Source organism: Reinekea marinisedimentorum (assembly GCF_004341165.1).
Lineage (GTDB): Bacteria > Pseudomonadota > Gammaproteobacteria > Pseudomonadales > Natronospirillaceae > Reinekea > Reinekea marinisedimentorum.
Genome location: NZ_SLZR01000003.1, coordinates 332,682 through 346,859, shown reverse-complemented (window position 1 = coordinate 346,859; position 14,178 = coordinate 332,682). Strand labels below are relative to the sequence as shown.

13 protein-coding genes and 1 tRNA gene are annotated in these 14,178 nt (G+C 50.9%); 9 read left to right on the top strand and 5 right to left on the bottom strand.

Going from position 1 to position 14,178, the window contains the following annotated elements; genetic code table 11:
• Positions 1-105: 105 nt before the first annotated feature.
• Positions 106-450 (bottom strand): arsenate reductase (glutaredoxin), encoded by a 345-nt coding sequence (arsC, locus tag BCF53_RS05765; protein ID WP_132700555.1) that lies wholly within the window; start codon positions 448-450, stop codon positions 106-108.
• A gap of 50 nt (positions 451-500) precedes the next feature.
• Between arsC and BCF53_RS05760 the strand changes: the two genes are divergently transcribed.
• Positions 501-1,307, top strand: coding sequence for a YihY family inner membrane protein (locus BCF53_RS05760; protein WP_132700554.1), 807 nt, complete (start codon positions 501-503; stop codon positions 1,305-1,307).
• 5 nt (positions 1,308-1,312) lie between these two features.
• Here the strand turns inward: BCF53_RS05760 and BCF53_RS05755 are convergent, their stop codons facing one another.
• The gene (locus tag BCF53_RS05755) at positions 1,313-1,660 is read right to left on the bottom strand and encodes a hypothetical protein (RefSeq protein WP_132700553.1); all 348 of its coding nucleotides are present in this window, start codon (positions 1,658-1,660) and stop codon (positions 1,313-1,315) included.
• Positions 1,661-1,790: 130 nt separating this feature from the next.
• On the opposite strand from BCF53_RS05755, the gene BCF53_RS05750 reads away from it, so the two are divergent.
• From BCF53_RS05750 to BCF53_RS05740, 3 genes are all read left to right on the top strand, one after another.
• Entirely contained in the window at positions 1,791-3,470 is a 1,680-nt protein-coding gene (locus BCF53_RS05750; protein ID WP_132700552.1) for a protein-disulfide reductase DsbD family protein, read from the top strand.
• A gap of 109 nt (positions 3,471-3,579) precedes the next feature.
• The gene (locus tag BCF53_RS05745; protein ID WP_132700551.1) at positions 3,580-4,086 is read left to right on the top strand and encodes a 3'-5' exonuclease; all 507 of its coding nucleotides are present in this window, start codon (positions 3,580-3,582) and stop codon (positions 4,084-4,086) included.
• 80 nt (positions 4,087-4,166) lie between these two features.
• The gene (locus tag BCF53_RS05740; protein ID WP_132700550.1) at positions 4,167-4,463 is read left to right on the top strand and encodes a BolA family protein; all 297 of its coding nucleotides are present in this window, start codon (positions 4,167-4,169) and stop codon (positions 4,461-4,463) included.
• A 21-nt stretch (positions 4,464-4,484) separates the two neighbouring features.
• On the opposite strand, the gene BCF53_RS05735 is transcribed toward BCF53_RS05740, so the two are convergent.
• Positions 4,485-5,030, bottom strand: coding sequence for a YecA/YgfB family protein (locus BCF53_RS05735; protein WP_132700549.1), 546 nt, complete (start codon positions 5,028-5,030; stop codon positions 4,485-4,487).
• A gap of 118 nt (positions 5,031-5,148) precedes the next feature.
• Between BCF53_RS05735 and BCF53_RS05730 the strand changes: the two genes are divergently transcribed.
• Both BCF53_RS05730 and BCF53_RS05725 read left to right on the top strand, forming a co-directional pair.
• A tRNA-Arg gene (locus BCF53_RS05730) sits at positions 5,149-5,225 on the top strand.
• Between the two features lie 35 nt (positions 5,226-5,260).
• The gene (locus BCF53_RS05725) at positions 5,261-6,010 is read left to right on the top strand and encodes an S-methyl-5'-thioinosine phosphorylase (RefSeq protein ID WP_132700548.1); all 750 of its coding nucleotides are present in this window, start codon (positions 5,261-5,263) and stop codon (positions 6,008-6,010) included.
• A 235-nt stretch (positions 6,011-6,245) separates the two neighbouring features.
• On the opposite strand, the gene BCF53_RS05715 is transcribed toward BCF53_RS05725, so the two are convergent.
• Both BCF53_RS05715 and mfd read right to left on the bottom strand, forming a co-directional pair.
• Entirely contained in the window at positions 6,246-7,070 is an 825-nt protein-coding gene (locus BCF53_RS05715; protein WP_132700546.1) for a CsiV family protein, read from the bottom strand.
• Between the two features lie 11 nt (positions 7,071-7,081).
• Positions 7,082-10,531: a transcription-repair coupling factor gene (gene mfd / locus BCF53_RS05710; protein WP_132700545.1), complete on the bottom strand. Its 3,450-nt coding sequence runs from the start codon at positions 10,529-10,531 to the stop codon at positions 7,082-7,084.
• 337 nt (positions 10,532-10,868) lie between these two features.
• Between mfd and BCF53_RS05705 the strand changes: the two genes are divergently transcribed.
• The 3 genes from BCF53_RS05705 to BCF53_RS05695 are packed head-to-tail and all read left to right on the top strand — an operon-like array spanning position 10,869 to position 14,177.
• Positions 10,869-12,206 carry a Na(+)-translocating NADH-quinone reductase subunit A gene (locus tag BCF53_RS05705; RefSeq protein WP_132700544.1) on the top strand — a complete coding sequence of 446 codons (1,338 nt, stop codon included), beginning with the start codon at positions 10,869-10,871 and terminating at the stop codon, positions 12,204-12,206.
• A gap of 2 nt (positions 12,207-12,208) precedes the next feature.
• The gene (locus BCF53_RS05700) at positions 12,209-13,411 is read left to right on the top strand and encodes an NADH:ubiquinone reductase (Na(+)-transporting) subunit B (RefSeq protein ID WP_132700543.1); all 1,203 of its coding nucleotides are present in this window, start codon (positions 12,209-12,211) and stop codon (positions 13,409-13,411) included.
• Entirely contained in the window at positions 13,404-14,177 is a 774-nt protein-coding gene (locus BCF53_RS05695; RefSeq protein ID WP_132700542.1) for a Na(+)-translocating NADH-quinone reductase subunit C, read from the top strand. The genes BCF53_RS05700 and BCF53_RS05695 overlap by 8 nt, the downstream gene beginning before the upstream one ends.
• Position 14,178: the final 1 nt, after the last annotated feature.

The following is a 14,178-nucleotide window of genomic DNA, read 5'->3' as shown; positions in this document are numbered from 1 at the left end:
AAAACATCCATGTTTTCGACGTCCATTTAAGTGATACCTTTTCACCGGCTCGAAGGCTGTGGAAGCTTTATCATCAGTCTGAGCCAGCTAAGCAGCTGGCATGGTTTACAGGATTTCTTCAATCGCTTCGGTCGGGCGGCCAATACGGGCGCCTTTTTCAGTCACCACGATGGGTCTTTCCATTAGCTTAGGTGTGTTGCACAGGGCTGCAATAATTTCTGACTCAGAAGAGTCTTTGGAAAGGCCAGCCTCTTTGTATTCCGCCTCTTTGGTGCGCAGCAGATCGTGGGCGTTAACCCCCAATAGCTTGATTAGCTCGGTAAGTTCACTACTGTTCAGGGGGGATTTTAAATATTCATGTACTTCTGTTTCAATTTGCTTATCGGCCAGCAGGGCCAGCGCCTGGCGGGATTTGGAACAACGCGGGTTGTGGTAAATGGTTGCTTTCATGTGCTCTCCGGTATCTGATTGTTATATTGATCGTTAATGAATAGTTTTGGATGAAACCGCCATTGTATGAGATTCAAAAACAGGTACGCAATTTCCTGAAGGCTGAAATGCCAATGGTGAACCTGATAGGGCAGCGCGCTTCGGTACTGACGCTGACAACGTTGTTCGCGCTGGTGCCCATTGTCAGTGGTGTTGGGCTGCTGCTCAGTCAGGTGCCCAGCTTTCAGGTACAAATTTCTGGCATGCTCGATGAGCTGCTGTCTTATCTGATACCCAATCAGGCCATTGTCTGGCGCAGCTATATTGCCACCTGGAGTGTAGAGGCGGAAAACCTGAAAGCTATTTCGGCGCTGATGTTTTTCAGCTCCATATTGTTTCTGGTAAACCGTATAGACAGCTCGCTTTACGTTGTGTTTCAGGTTGAAAAGCACCGCGGAACCCTGCGCTGGCTGCATTACCTGTGGGTGATGCCTGTGCTGGTGGGCGCGCTGACCCTGCTGATGACCGTCATCGTGTTGCTGCAGATCGCTTTGGGCACCGGCTTGCTGAAGCTGCTGCCGGGCATTCACTTTACCTCTATTCCGATCATGTGGTTGCTGTTGGTGGCGGTTTATCAGCTGGCCAGTCGCGGTACGGTTTCTATCAGGGTCAATATGACGGTTTCTATTCTGGTGACGGCTGCCTTTTATTTGCTCAAGGTGATGTTTGCCTGGTTGTATACCTCGTTGCCCAATTGGTCTCTGGTATACGGTATGTTTTCGGCGATTCCGTTATTTTTATTATGGTGTCAAACCGCCTGGAGCCTGCTGCTATACGGGGCTCTGTTGTTGCGCTGGTGGAGTTCAGCCAGAAGCTGACGGGGCTATCGATAGAACTCAAATACCTTCTCCAGTTCGTTCTGGTGCCACATCTGTGCCTCGGCGCCTTGTTCGCTGCCGGAGTAAATACCTAAATTTTTTAAGGTTTGGAAGAACCCCGGGCGCGGAATCGGGTCTGACGCCTTGCTGATAACAATGGCGGCCAGTTGTGGCTGGTGCAGCAGGGCATCATCCTGCTGGCAGGCCTCCAGTAATTGCGTGGTTTGATGAATGCTGTTTGGCGGGGTAATGCCAAGCAGCTTGGTCAAGCTTTTGTAATCGAGGGTTTGTTGTTGTTGAGCATGTGCGATAAGTACTTTGCGTAAATCATTGGTGTCTGGCTGGCGGGACATTCGGTAGTTTCCTGGTAAGGGGGTTTAATGCTGCGAGGTTAGCAAAATTTAAACCCGAGCATGGAATTATCGTCTGGCCTCAGTAACATGCGCCGTCTTTACTAAAATTATATTTTCAGGTTGTTTATTTATGAAGCAGTTGTGCGGGCTATTTCTTTTTGCGCTGGCCCTTTGCTCTTTTGTTGCTGCAGAAGAGGAGTTTGTTCCGGTCGATCAGGCGTTTCAGGTTAATGTTTCCAGAAACGGTGCCGAGCTGTATGTCGATTTTGAAATTCGCGACGGGTACTACCTGTACAGAGACAAATACAAATTAACGGCTTTTGATGGCTTGAAGGCGACCGAGCCGAAATTCAGCCTGAATGAAATCATCACCTTTGACCCTAACTTCAATGAAGATCTGGCCGTGTTTTATGGCTATATGGAAGTCACGCATCAGGTTACGGCTGAATCCGGTTACTTCGAGGTGACGTATCAGGGCTGTGCAGATGCGGGCCTATGTTACGCCCCGCAGAAGCGACTGTTTGGGCTGGATGGCATGCCTTACAACAAGCCGGCTACAGCCGCTGCCGGGCCGGTGGTCAATGTTGGCCAGGCTGGCCCTGCCGATCAGCCGCTGAATTACGCAACGGCGCTTACGGCGGCGGCATTTGCGCTGCTGGGTGGGTTTATTCTCAACCTGATGCCCTGTGTGTTTCCGGTACTGTCGATAAAGGCATTCAGTATTGCCAGGCATTCCCACAGTGCTGCAGAGTCGCGAAGCAATGCCTTGGCCTACAGTGCCGGCGTCATTTTAAGTTTTGTGCTGGTGGCACTGATGCTGCTGGTGATCCGTGGCTTTGGCGATTGGGTTGGCTGGGGTTTTCAGCTGCAATCGCCGGCTTTCGTTTCATTTCTGGTGGTGTTGTTCTTCCTGATGGCATTGACCATGAGCGGTTACGTGACCGTCAGTTCCCGCTGGATGGGGCTGGGCGATAGCCTGAGCTCTAAAGCCGGCTTAACCGGCTCGTTCTTTACCGGGGTGCTGGCCACTGTCGTGGCCACGCCCTGTACCGCCCCATTTATGGGGACGGCAATTGGTTTTGCCCTGGCGCAATCGCCGTTGATTGGCCTGCTCATATTTGCCTTTATGGGCCTGGGGCTTTCACTGCCCGTGCTCGCCATCGGTTTTCTGCCCCGGCTTGCTGGCTATTTACCGAAGCCCGGCAAGTGGATGCACAGCTTTCAGCAATTCCTCGCATTCCCGCTGTTTTTAACCTCGCTTTGGCTGTTGTGGCTGCTGGTTCAGCTGGATGGCTCGCTGGCGTTGCTGAAGGTTGGAACAGGGCTGGTGCTGATTGCCATGGCGGTATGGCCGGTGCTTTCGTCAGCCGGGCGCACTGCGCAAGGTACGCTGGCCAAACGCGGTGCTCAGTTATTGCTCGTAGTGGCGGCTGCCTGGTCTATTTTCAGTACAACGAAGCCCGATCAGCTCTGGGTCGACTATAGTGAGGAGATAGTCAGTGAGGCATTAAACAAGGACAGACCTGTGTTTATCGATGTCACTGCCGACTGGTGTATTACCTGTAAGGTCAACGAAAAAATAGCGCTATCCGGCAGTCGTTTCGAAACGCTGGTGGCTGAACATAACGTGCTGCTGGTGCGTGCCGATTGGACAGAGCCTTCTGCAAGTATTGATCAGCTGATCGCACAATATAACCGGCAGGGTGTGCCACTCTATCTTTATTATCCGGCCGGTCAGCAACAGGCGGATATTTTGCCGCAACTGCTTACCTTAGGTTTAATTGAGGAAGTATTTACCGGAGGCAGCTAATGCCTAATGCTATAGAATCATCTATCATGGTTGTTTTGCTAAGTAGCTGATTTGAGTAGTTTTTTAGCTACCTGATTTATTTTTAATTCATCATCAAAAGGTTTTTACTTTGCCTCGAGTCCGTATTCCCGCCATTCTGGATATAGAAGCTTCTGGTTTTGGGCGGGGTAGTTATCCTATTGAAATCGGTGTTGCCTGTGAAACCGGTGAAACCTATTCGTGGTTGGTTAAGCCAGAACCGGACTGGACTCACTGGCAGGAAGAGGCCGCTGCACTGCATAAAATCAGCCGTGAAGAACTGTTCGAAAAGGGCCTTTCCTGCAAGCAGATCGCGGACGAGCTGAACGAGAAGTTTGAAGGTCAAATCCTTTACAGTGATGGCTGGGGGTTTGACTCCGGCTGGCTGGCGCTGCTGTTTTATACCGCAGGGTGTTCAATGTTCTTCAAGCTTGAAACCCTGCCGCGCATCCTAACTCAATTCCAGCTGGAAAACTGGGATCACACCAAGGCTCAATTGCGCGAAAAGTATGGCTGGAACCACCATCGTGCTGAAATTGATGCCCATCTGCTGCAGCTGACCTTTCAGCGAACAGCTATTGAAGAGCAGCTGAGCTGACCGCTTCATCCCAAAGTTTAATAGTAACCCGCGCGGTTCCGTTTAACCTTCCGGAATGAATTATAAAAAGGAGCGGAACCGTGAGCCTGCAGCACAATATCACCGAAAAACTAAGTAAATTTGCACCGGAATATCTGACCGTAGAAAACGAAAGCCACATGCATTCCGGGCCTGCGAATCGTGAAACCCACTTCCGTGTAGTGATGGTTTCAGATTCCTTTGAAGGGCTGAACCGGGTAAAGCGGCATCAGAACATTTATGCCTTGTTCGAAAAAGAGTTCAGCGACGGGCTGCATGCGCTTTCGCTGCATCTGTATGCGCCGGCCGAGTGGCAGGGTGAAGCTCCGGAATCGCCGAGCTGTGCCGGGAAGCATTAAGCCTCCCGTTGCCAGAACCGCTTATTTAGCGGGTGCGTTAAACAGCAGGTAGATGTCGGTGAGAACTTCGGGAATGTCATTGAACATCTGCTTTAACAGCTTTGGCTGCTGATAGAGCTTTTTGAAATCGGGTTCATCTTCAAAATAGCCGGATGCGGTTTCGATCGGCAACAGCAGTAATGATAACTGCTCTTCGTTCGGGTGCTCCCAGGCGTCGGGCAGTTCAAATACCACTTCCATAAAGCCCTGACACCAGGCTTCCATATCGGAATCTTTCCATTCCAGGGTTGGCTCAAAGGTGAGCGAGGTTGTGTCGTCTGAATAGAGTTCATCACCAATTTGCTTGCTCAGGGCCACGCAACCGTTAGCAAACGCAGTCGCTTCATCTTCCGGCAGGTCTGTTAGCGGCTGTCCGATGGCGGAGTTCAGCCATTCATCGCTGAGTGGCTCGCCACAAAGGTACAGTGCGGTCAGGTAACCGTGTAATCCGTGAATATCAAAGCAGTCTTCAGAGCGCTCTTCAGCTTCTAACCAATCTGCCATTTCATCAATATCGAAAGTTGTCATCGTCTTACCGGCGTAAATAAAAGCGCGATTATAAATTTTTTACGCAAGAAATACTGCAGTTCATTTGGGAAGTTGGTCTTTAAATGTAAAGGTTTGGCCGTTACAATCGCTGCCCAACGTCCCCTTGGCACAGCTGGATAGCGCGACTCCCTCCTAAGGAGTAGGTCAGAGGTTCGAATCCTCTAGGGGACGCCATTTCAAATTTCAGCAGATAGCTGTCTGGAGTCTTCATGACTGCTTCATTGGCAATTATCGGCGGCACCGGTTTAACGGAGCTGGCCGGTCTTTCCGTTTGTAATCTTCACGAAACCGAAACTCCCTTTGGTAAAACCTCGTCGCCGGTTCTGGAAGGCGAGATCGATGGTGTGCGGCTGTTTTTCCTGCCGCGCCACGGTCACCCTCATAAGGTCCCTCCGCACCTGATTAATTACCGGGCGAATATTTGGGCGCTGAAGAATTCCGGTGTGACGGATATTCTGGCTGTGAATGCGGTGGGTGGTATTACGCCGGAAATGGTACCCGGAGCACTGGTGTTGCCTGACCAGCTTATTGATTACACCTACGGCCGCGAGCATACCTTTTTTGACGGCAGTTTTGCGCCGCTGCATCACATCGACTTTAGCCAGCCATACAGTGCGGCACTGGCAGAGCGGGTATTAAGCGCTGCAAACGCGGTGCAGGAACGGCTGATCACCGGTGGCACCTATGGCGCTACTCAGGGTCCGCGTCTGGAAACAGCCGCAGAAATTAGCCGAATGGAGCGTGATGGATGCGACATCGTTGGTATGACCGGCATGCCGGAAGCGGCGCTGGCGTGTGAAATGGATATGCGATACGTCAGCCTGTCACTGGTGGTGAACTGGGCGGCGGGCAAAACTGAGGATGAGTTGACGCTGGAGATGATGCAGGTACAGCTGAACATCGGTATGTCGCGTATCAGGGCCATCATTGCCCGCTTAGCTTGCGATTCTGCTCAATAGTCGCTGAGGCAATAAGAGCTCTCATGGCTGAGGGTTCAGGCTGATGACAAAGTTGCCACAGTCTTCGAGACGATGAAAAAGTATCACTTAAATGGACGTCGAAAACATGGATGTTTTCGTCGAGCGTATCAGGACGATACTTGCAGCGGTCCATTTAAGTGATACTTTTTTGTCGGCGGGGTTTATCAACAACTTAAGCCCTTATGTCTAAGGGCTTGGTACTGTTGGCTTACTGTTACTGTTCTATCGGTGTGATTAACACCAGCATTCCGAATTCCGGGTTATCCAGGTAATGAATTTCCTTGCTGCGCATGCGGCGACGCTCCTTCAGCTGGGCGTCTTTCACTGAAATATAAAACTCATTGGTTTGCTGGTTAATCTGGTTGCTGAAGGGCGAATCGTCGTTCAGCAGCAAGTTTGAAAAACTATTCTGGCTTTGCAGGTTCAGAGTTGGCAGCTGGAACTCTTCATCTTTGATAACGCTGAACGGATCATTACTGATCTGGTATTCAATCAGGTGCAGATCGGTTGAAAGGTGCAGGTAGCGTTCAACATACAGGCTGATATAACCCTGCAGCTCGTACTGTCGGCCAAATTTTTCGCCGCCCTGAATGTGAATGGGCACAACGCTGTTACGATCCGGTACCGGCTGGTTCCAAACCTGATGATAGAGCAGCTCATAGCGGGTGCCGCGGGTCAGGGCAGCTAATTCGTCGGCCAGTTTGTATTCTTCTTCACCCAGAACCTGAAAGGGGACCAGGGTTCCGTCCGCTGCTGGTGCGGTCTCGGCTTCATTGTTTTGTTCCTGGCTGGCAAAAAAGGCATCTTCCGGGCTTTCCGGTTCAGTCTCAATACCGGTCAGTTCAATGAAAGACAGCGGATGATCGATGTTGGCGAAGGTTGGCCAGATCTCGGGGTTGTCAGTTTCTAATGCCGGATTTTTGAACAGAATGACCTCCACCTGAAACCAGCGCTCGTCTGTATTGGCTATTGAGAAGGCTGAAAGCATCAGCAGTGTCAGTGCGGCAATTTTTGAAATAACTGATGTCTTGGTTGTCATTGCTTATCCGGTTATTGCGTAATCTTATTGAGAATTTGCTCTATGGTCGCAAATCGTTGCTCGGCTGTCTCTGTCTCAGACGTAAATTTAAGCTGTGTTCCCTTCGCCAGCGAGTAGCGGTGTGGCTGCTGCTGAACCAGCATAACGATCTTCACCGGGTCGACAGAGGTGTTGTTGCCGAATTCGATGGTGCCTTGCCTGGCGTTCATATCAACGCGGACCACACCGATTTTCTCCAGCTCCAGGCGCAGCAGGGTTTGTTGGCAAAGGTTTTTTACTGGCTCTGGCAGAAGGCCAAAGCGATCGATCATCTCTACTTGCAGGTCGCGCATTTCGTCGGCGTCTTTAACGCTGGCAATGCGTTTATATTGCGATAATCGCAGGTTGATGTCGTGAATATAATCGTCCGGGATAATCGACGGGATACGCAGGTTGACATCCGGGCCGCTGTCTTCAAGGCTTTCCAGCGAGACCTTCTCACCTTTCTTCAGCGCCGCGACGGCCTTGTTGAGCAGGTCAAGGTAGAGTGCAAAGCCAATGCCTTCAATATGGCCGCTTTGTTCTTCGCCGAGCAGTTCACCGGCACCGCGAATCTCCAGATCGTGTGTCGCCAGAGTAAAGCCGGCGCCAAGATGCTGAGATTCAGCGATGGCTTCCAGTCGCTTCTGTGCGTCTTTGGTCAGTGTTTTCCAGCCCGGAGTAATCAGGTAGGCATAAGCCTGGTGGTGAGAGCGACCGACCCGACCGCGCAACTGGTGCAACTGCGCCAGGCCGAACTTATCGGCTCGCTCAATAATGATGGTGTTGGCGCTTGGTACGTCGATACCGGTTTCAATAATGGTGGTACACAGCAATACATTGAACCGTTTGTGGTAGAAATCGCTCATGATGCGTTCCAGCTGCCGTTCCGGCATTTGGCCATGGGCTGCTACAACGCGGGCCTCAGGAATCAGCTCGCTGAGCCAGCTCTGGGTTTTCTCAATGGTGCTGACTTCATTGTGCAGGAAGTACACCTGACCACCACGCAGAATTTCACGCAGTACCGCTTCCTTAACCAGTGCATCGGATTTCTCCCGAACAAAGGTTTTAACCGACAGGCGCCGCGCCGGTGGTGTGGCGATAATGCTCAGATCGCGTACGCCAGACATCGACATATTCATCGTCCGCGGAATAGGAGTTGCCGTCAGCGCGAGGATATCGACGTTCGCCCGCAGCGCTTTGATGGTCTCTTTCTGGCCGACACCAAAGCGGTGCTCTTCATCAATGACCAGCAGGCCGAGGTTTTTGAATTTAATCGATTTCTGCAGCAGCTTGTGGGTGCCGACAATGATATCCACCTTGCCTTCGGCCAGGCGATCTATGATGGATTGTGTCTGTTTGCTGCTGTTGAAGCGGCTAAGTACCTCAATCGAGAATGGCCAGTCGGCGAAGCGATCCTGGAAGTTATCGAAGTGCTGCTGGGCCAGTAGGGTGGTCGGCACCAGAACAGCCACCTGTTTGCCATTGATGGCGGCCATAAAGGCGGCGCGCATGGCGACCTCGGTTTTACCAAAGCCCACATCACCACAGACCAGGCGATCCATGGGTTTTTTCTGGCGCATATCGCTGATGACCGCAGAAATAGCGGTTGCCTGATCATCGGTTTCTTCAAAGCCAAAGCCGGCGGCAAATTGTTGATAGTCTGCCTCGTCGAACTTAAACCCAAAGCCTTTCTGAGCTTCTCGCCGGGCGTAAATATCCAGTAGTTCTGCTGCGGTATCACGGATTTTCTCTGCTGCCTTGCGCTTGGTTTTCACCCAGCGGTCGTTACCGAGCTTGTGCATGGGTGCGTAGTCGACATCAGCACCGGAATAGCGGCTGATCAAATGCAGGTTGGAAACCGGTACATAGAGGTTGCTTTCGCCGGCGTATTCCAGTTTTAGAAACTCCTGCGCATGGCCATCGACTTCCAGTGTTTCCAGGCCCCGGTAACGGCCGATACCATGGTCCAGATGCACCACGGGCGCGCCAATGTGTAACTCGGCCAGGCTTTTAATGACCTGATCGTCCTGCTCGCCGGTTTGTTTATGGCGGCGTCTGCGCTGTACTACGTATTCGCCAAACAGTTGGGTTTCACTGATCAGCGTGACCTTTTCATCGGTAAGTATCAGTCCGGAAGAAATTGGCGCGCTGGTGATGCCAAGTTTATTGCCTGGGCTTGCCAGGAAGCCCTGAATGCCGGTGCAGTCCTCCGGTTGAATTCGGATGCGCGCCAGTAATTCGCGCATGGCTTCCCGTCGGCCTGCAGATTCTGAGCAGAACAGTACCCGGTGATCGGTTTCTTTCAAAAAGCATTCGAGCCGGTTGAGTGGTTCCTGCGCGCGATGGTCAATGGGGTAGGCCGATGGTTTGGCAAAGGGCAGTGGGTGCTTGCCTTTGCCGGGTTCGATTTCCTGCTCGGTAAGCGTCAGGGAGGGCAACTGGTTCAGTGCCTGAAAAAACTCTTCCTTAGCCAGGAACAGCTCATTAGGGGAAAGAATCGGGTTGCTGATATCGTGGCGGCGGTTTTCATAGCGGCTGTTGATCTCCTGCCAGTAGCGATCGACTGTTTCCGACAGGTTGTCGAACCGGGCGACTAAAGTATCTTTGGTCAGGTATTCAAACAGCGATGAGGTTTCCTGATAAAATAGCGGCAGATAGTATTCGATACCTGGCGACGGGATGCCCTCGCTGACATCCCTGTAGAGTGGGTTCTTGCTGAAATCGGTATCAAAGCGCTCGCGGAAATTACTGCGGAACAGGTTGATGCCCGCTTCGTTCAGCGGCACTTCGCGGCCGGGCAACATTTTTATTTCATCTATTTTTTCAGCGGTGCGCTGGGTTTCCGGGTCGAATACGCGGATGGATTCGATTTCATCATCGAAAAGCTCAATCCTGACCGGAAATTCTGACCCCATTGGGTAGACATCCAGCAATGAGCCGCGCACTGTGAACTCGCCATGCTCATACACGGTATCGGTAGCGCGATACCCAGCTTTTTCCAGTGCGGTTCGCTGGTCATCCAGATGCATTTTCTGACCGATCGACCAGTCAATTTGTCCGGACTGAATGGCCGACGTTGGGGCCAGCCGGTGAATAATATTGGCTGCGGTGGTCAGTACGATCGCTCTCGGTGCGTTCTTTAATTGACTGAGTAAGCCGAGGCGTTCAGAGATGATATCTTCATGTGGTGAAAAGTTATCGTAAGGAAGTGTTTCCCAGTCGGGAAACTGCAGTACTTGCCAGTCTCTTTGCTGGTGATAAGCCAGAATATCTGTGTACAGTGTTTCCAATTCTGAGGGTGAATTGACGATACACAGCATCGTGCTCTCATGGCGTTCCATGATTAAACCCAGGGTGTAGGCTGCGGCGCTACCCTTCAGGTTTCCTAGTATCTGGTGGTCGCCGGAGGTTGCAGGGATGGGAAATATTGTTTGATCCATGAGACTGGTATTACTTCACACGACTGTTGAAAAGGGCGCATCCTAGCCAATATCGGCTTTTTTCGCGAGTCTAACCTTCATTTGTTATCTAAGGCGTACTGTCTACACTCAGAAAAAAGCAGAATAGACTGTTCATAGTAGAAAAGTATTACAGAGGGCGGAAGCTCATCTGTAGCCTTATAACTTATTGATCTTTATACTATCGCACGATTTTTAGGTGGGCTCTAAAAGGTAATCCCTATCAGATCGCCCGAAATAAATTTGACCCTAAAGCAGTTTTAGCTCGACTGGTAACGTTGCCAGATTGCTGTTTTACGAAGTCAACGGAAACTAAATTATGATAACCATCAAAAAAGGACTCAACCTGCCAATTTCCGGTGCGCCGCGTCAGGAGATTCTGGAAGGTAAGCAAGTCAGCTCTATCGCTTTGGTTGGTTACGATTATCACGGAATGAAGCCAACCATGTTGGTTCGTGAAGGTGATAAAGTAATAAAAGGCCAGCCGGTATTTACAGATAAGAAAAACGAAGGCGTCATTTATACCTCACCCGCTGCAGGCACAGTTAAGCAAATTAATCGTGGTGCCAAGCGGGTTTTTCAGTCTTTGGTGATTGAAAAAGAAGGTACTGAAGCCGTTGAGTTTAAGTCTTTTTCTGCCAAAGAGATTGCCGGGCTAAATGCGGATGCAGTCGTCGATCAGCTGGTTCAGTCGGGCCAGTGGACTGCGCTACGAACCCGCCCTTACTCAAAAGTTCCGGCCATTGATTCCAAGCCGAAAGCGATCTTTGTTCAGGCGATGGATACCAATCCATTGGCTGCCGACCCTGAAGTTATTATTGCTGAGCGCAGTGAAGAGTTTAAGCTCGGTTTGCAGATTCTGACGAAGCTGACGGAAGGTAAGGTTTGGCTTTGTAAGGCACCGGGCGCAAACATTGCGACCACTGATGGTGTCTCTGTTGAAGAGTTTGCCGGTGTTCACCCGGCAGGTAATCCGGGTACTCACATTCATTTCCTGGATCCGGTTACTGCCAGTAAAACGGTTTGGACCATCGGATATCAGGATGTGATTGCCTTTGGTCACCTGTTTTCTACCGGCCAAATTGATACCAGTCGTGTGATTTCTCTGGCCGGACCTGAGGTTAAAAACCCTCGTCTTGTTCGTACAGAAGTGGGTGCCGACCTTGAAACCGTGGTTGCCGGTGAAGTGAATGTGACTGATTTTCGCACCATTTCAGGCTCTGTGTTTGGTGGCCGAACAGCTGAAGGCCCGCTCGCGTTTCTTGGCCGATACCACACGCAAGTCAGTATTCTGCGCAATGACAGCTCGCGGCCGATGGTTCACTTCCTGCAATTGGGCAGAGAGTCTCACTCGGTTAAGAAGACTTACCTGTCATCGTTCTTCAAGAACAAACTGTTCAACTTTTCGACCACAACCAATGGTTCCGAGCGTGGCATGATTCCAATCGGTCAGTACGAGCAGGTGATGCCGCTGGATATTCTGGCCACTCAACTGCTGCGGGCCATTGTCTGCAGTGATCTGGAATCTGCGGAGCAGCTTGGTGCACTGGAGCTGGATGAAGAAGATCTCGCACTCTGCACATACGTTTGTTTCGCTAAGTACGAATATGGTCCGATCCTTCGGGATGCTCTGACAAAAATTGAGGCGGAGGGATAATGATGGGGCTTCGGAAATTTTTAGATGATATAGAGCCGTTGTTCCATAAAAACGGTAAATATGCAGCGTTGTTCCCGCTCTATGAAGCGTTGGATACAGCGTTGTACAAGGTGAATTACACAACGAAATCTACGGCTCACGTGCGTGATGGTGTCGACCTGAAGCGTATGATGATCATGGTTATGCTGTTCGTGTTGCCTGCCTTCTTCTTTGGCATGTGGAACCTGGGTTATCAGGCGAATACCGCAATTGCCAGTGGCGCGGGTGTAATGCCAAGCGATTGGCATGGCTGGCTGATTGGTCTGTTTTCCAGTAACAATCCGGAGAGTCTGTGGGATAACTTCTGGTATGGCGCTGTGTTTTTCTTGCCGATATACATCGTTACGTTTGTAGTGGGTGTATTCTGGGAAATCCTGTTCGCGTCCATTCGTGGGCATGAAGTCAATGAAGGCTTCTTTGTTACGTCCATTCTGTTTGCGTTGATTTGTCCGCCATCGCTGCCACTGTGGGCTGTTGCTCTGGGCATTAGCTTCGGCATTGTGTTTGGTAAAGAAGTCTTTGGCGGTACCGGTAAAAACTTCCTGAACCCGGCGCTGACAGGCCGTGCATTCCTGTATTTTGCTTATCCGGCTTCTATGTCGGGTGATGCTGTATGGACTGCAGTGGATGGCTTCTCTGGCGCAACTGCATTAAGTCATGCGTTTAGTACGGGTCTGGTTGACGGCAAGCTGGGTGATCTTACCTGGATGCAGGCATTCCTTGGTTTGCAGCAGGGCTCTGTTGGTGAAGTATCAACCCTGCTGATTGTTCTTGGTGGCATCGTGCTGATGTACATGGGCATTGTGCAATGGCGTATTGTTGCCGGTGTTATGGCCGGTTTAGTTGCGACTTCGCTGCTGTTCAATGTTGTTGGTTCTGATACCAACCCGATGTTTGCATTGCCGTGGTACTGGCACTTTGTTGTGGGTGGATTGGCCTTCGGTACCATCTTTATGGCGACTGACCCGGTTTCCGCTTCGATGACCAACGTCGGCAAACTATGGTTCGGTGCGCTGGTGGGTGTCATGGCGGTTTTGATTCGTGTGATTAACCCGGCGTTCCCGGAAGGCATCATGCTGGCAATTCTGTTCGCTAACATTTTTGCACCGACAATCGATTACTTTGTCGTTCAACGTAACATTAAGCGGAGGATGGCTCGTGGCTAAGAATAAAGACTCCATTTCCTATATTTTCACGGTTGCGTTCCTGGTTTGTCTGGTATGTGCAGTCATCGTCTCCACGGCGGCTGTTAGCCTGCGTCCATTGCAGCAGAAAAACAAAGAGGTCGACCTGAAGAGTAATATTCTGGCTGCTGCGGGTTTGCTGGAAGATGGCAAGTCTGTCGAAGAGTCCTTCTCACAGATCGAAACCCGTCTGGTTGATATTGATACCGGCATGTTCTCTGATGCGTTCGATGTCGATACCTTTGATCCGGTTAAGGCCGTCGGTGATGCATCCATTACCGAAACACTCGATAAAAGCGTTGATATTGCCGGCCTGAAGCGTCGTGAAAAGTACACTGAAGTGTATCTGGTGCGTGACGCTGCTGGTGAAATTGAAACTTTGATCCTGCCTATCCGCGGTTATGGATTGTGGTCGACATTGTGGGGCTTTGTCGCTCTGGAATCAGACTTCAATACTGTTGTTGGCTTGGGCTTCTATTCTCATGCTGAAACTCCCGGGCTGGGCGGCGAGGTTGATAACCCTTCCTGGAAGGCGCAATGGTCGGGTAAAAAGATTACCGGCGATGACGGCGAGTTGCTGATTGAAGTGACCAAGGGCGGTAAAGCCGACCCTGACAGTGACTATCAGGTTGATGGTCTTTCCGGTGCAACACTGACCACCAACGGTGTCAGCAATCTTGTCCGGTTCTGGTTAGGTGAAAACGGTTTTGAACCACTGATCAACAATTTGAAGGCGGGAGGTGCTTAAT

Coding starts and splice junctions, on each gene's coding strand:
- BCF53_RS05715 (WP_132700546.1), bottom strand. CDS start 7,070: ATGACAACCAAGACATCAGTTATTTCAAAAATTGCCGCACTGACACTG.
- BCF53_RS05725 (WP_132700548.1), top strand. CDS start 5,261: ATGACTGCTTCATTGGCAATTATCGGCGGCACCGGTTTAACGGAGCTG.
- arsC (WP_132700555.1), bottom strand. CDS start 450: ATGAAAGCAACCATTTACCACAACCCGCGTTGTTCCAAATCCCGCCAG.
- mfd (WP_132700545.1), bottom strand. CDS start 10,531: ATGGATCAAACAATATTTCCCATCCCTGCAACCTCCGGCGACCACCAG.
- BCF53_RS05750 (WP_132700552.1), top strand. CDS start 1,791: ATGAAGCAGTTGTGCGGGCTATTTCTTTTTGCGCTGGCCCTTTGCTCT.
- BCF53_RS05735 (WP_132700549.1), bottom strand. CDS start 5,030: ATGACAACTTTCGATATTGATGAAATGGCAGATTGGTTAGAAGCTGAA.
- BCF53_RS05705 (WP_132700544.1), top strand. CDS start 10,869: ATGATAACCATCAAAAAAGGACTCAACCTGCCAATTTCCGGTGCGCCG.
- BCF53_RS05760 (WP_132700554.1), top strand. CDS start 501: ATGAAACCGCCATTGTATGAGATTCAAAAACAGGTACGCAATTTCCTG.
- BCF53_RS05700 (WP_132700543.1), top strand. CDS start 12,209: ATGGGGCTTCGGAAATTTTTAGATGATATAGAGCCGTTGTTCCATAAA.
- BCF53_RS05755 (WP_132700553.1), bottom strand. CDS start 1,660: ATGTCCCGCCAGCCAGACACCAATGATTTACGCAAAGTACTTATCGCA.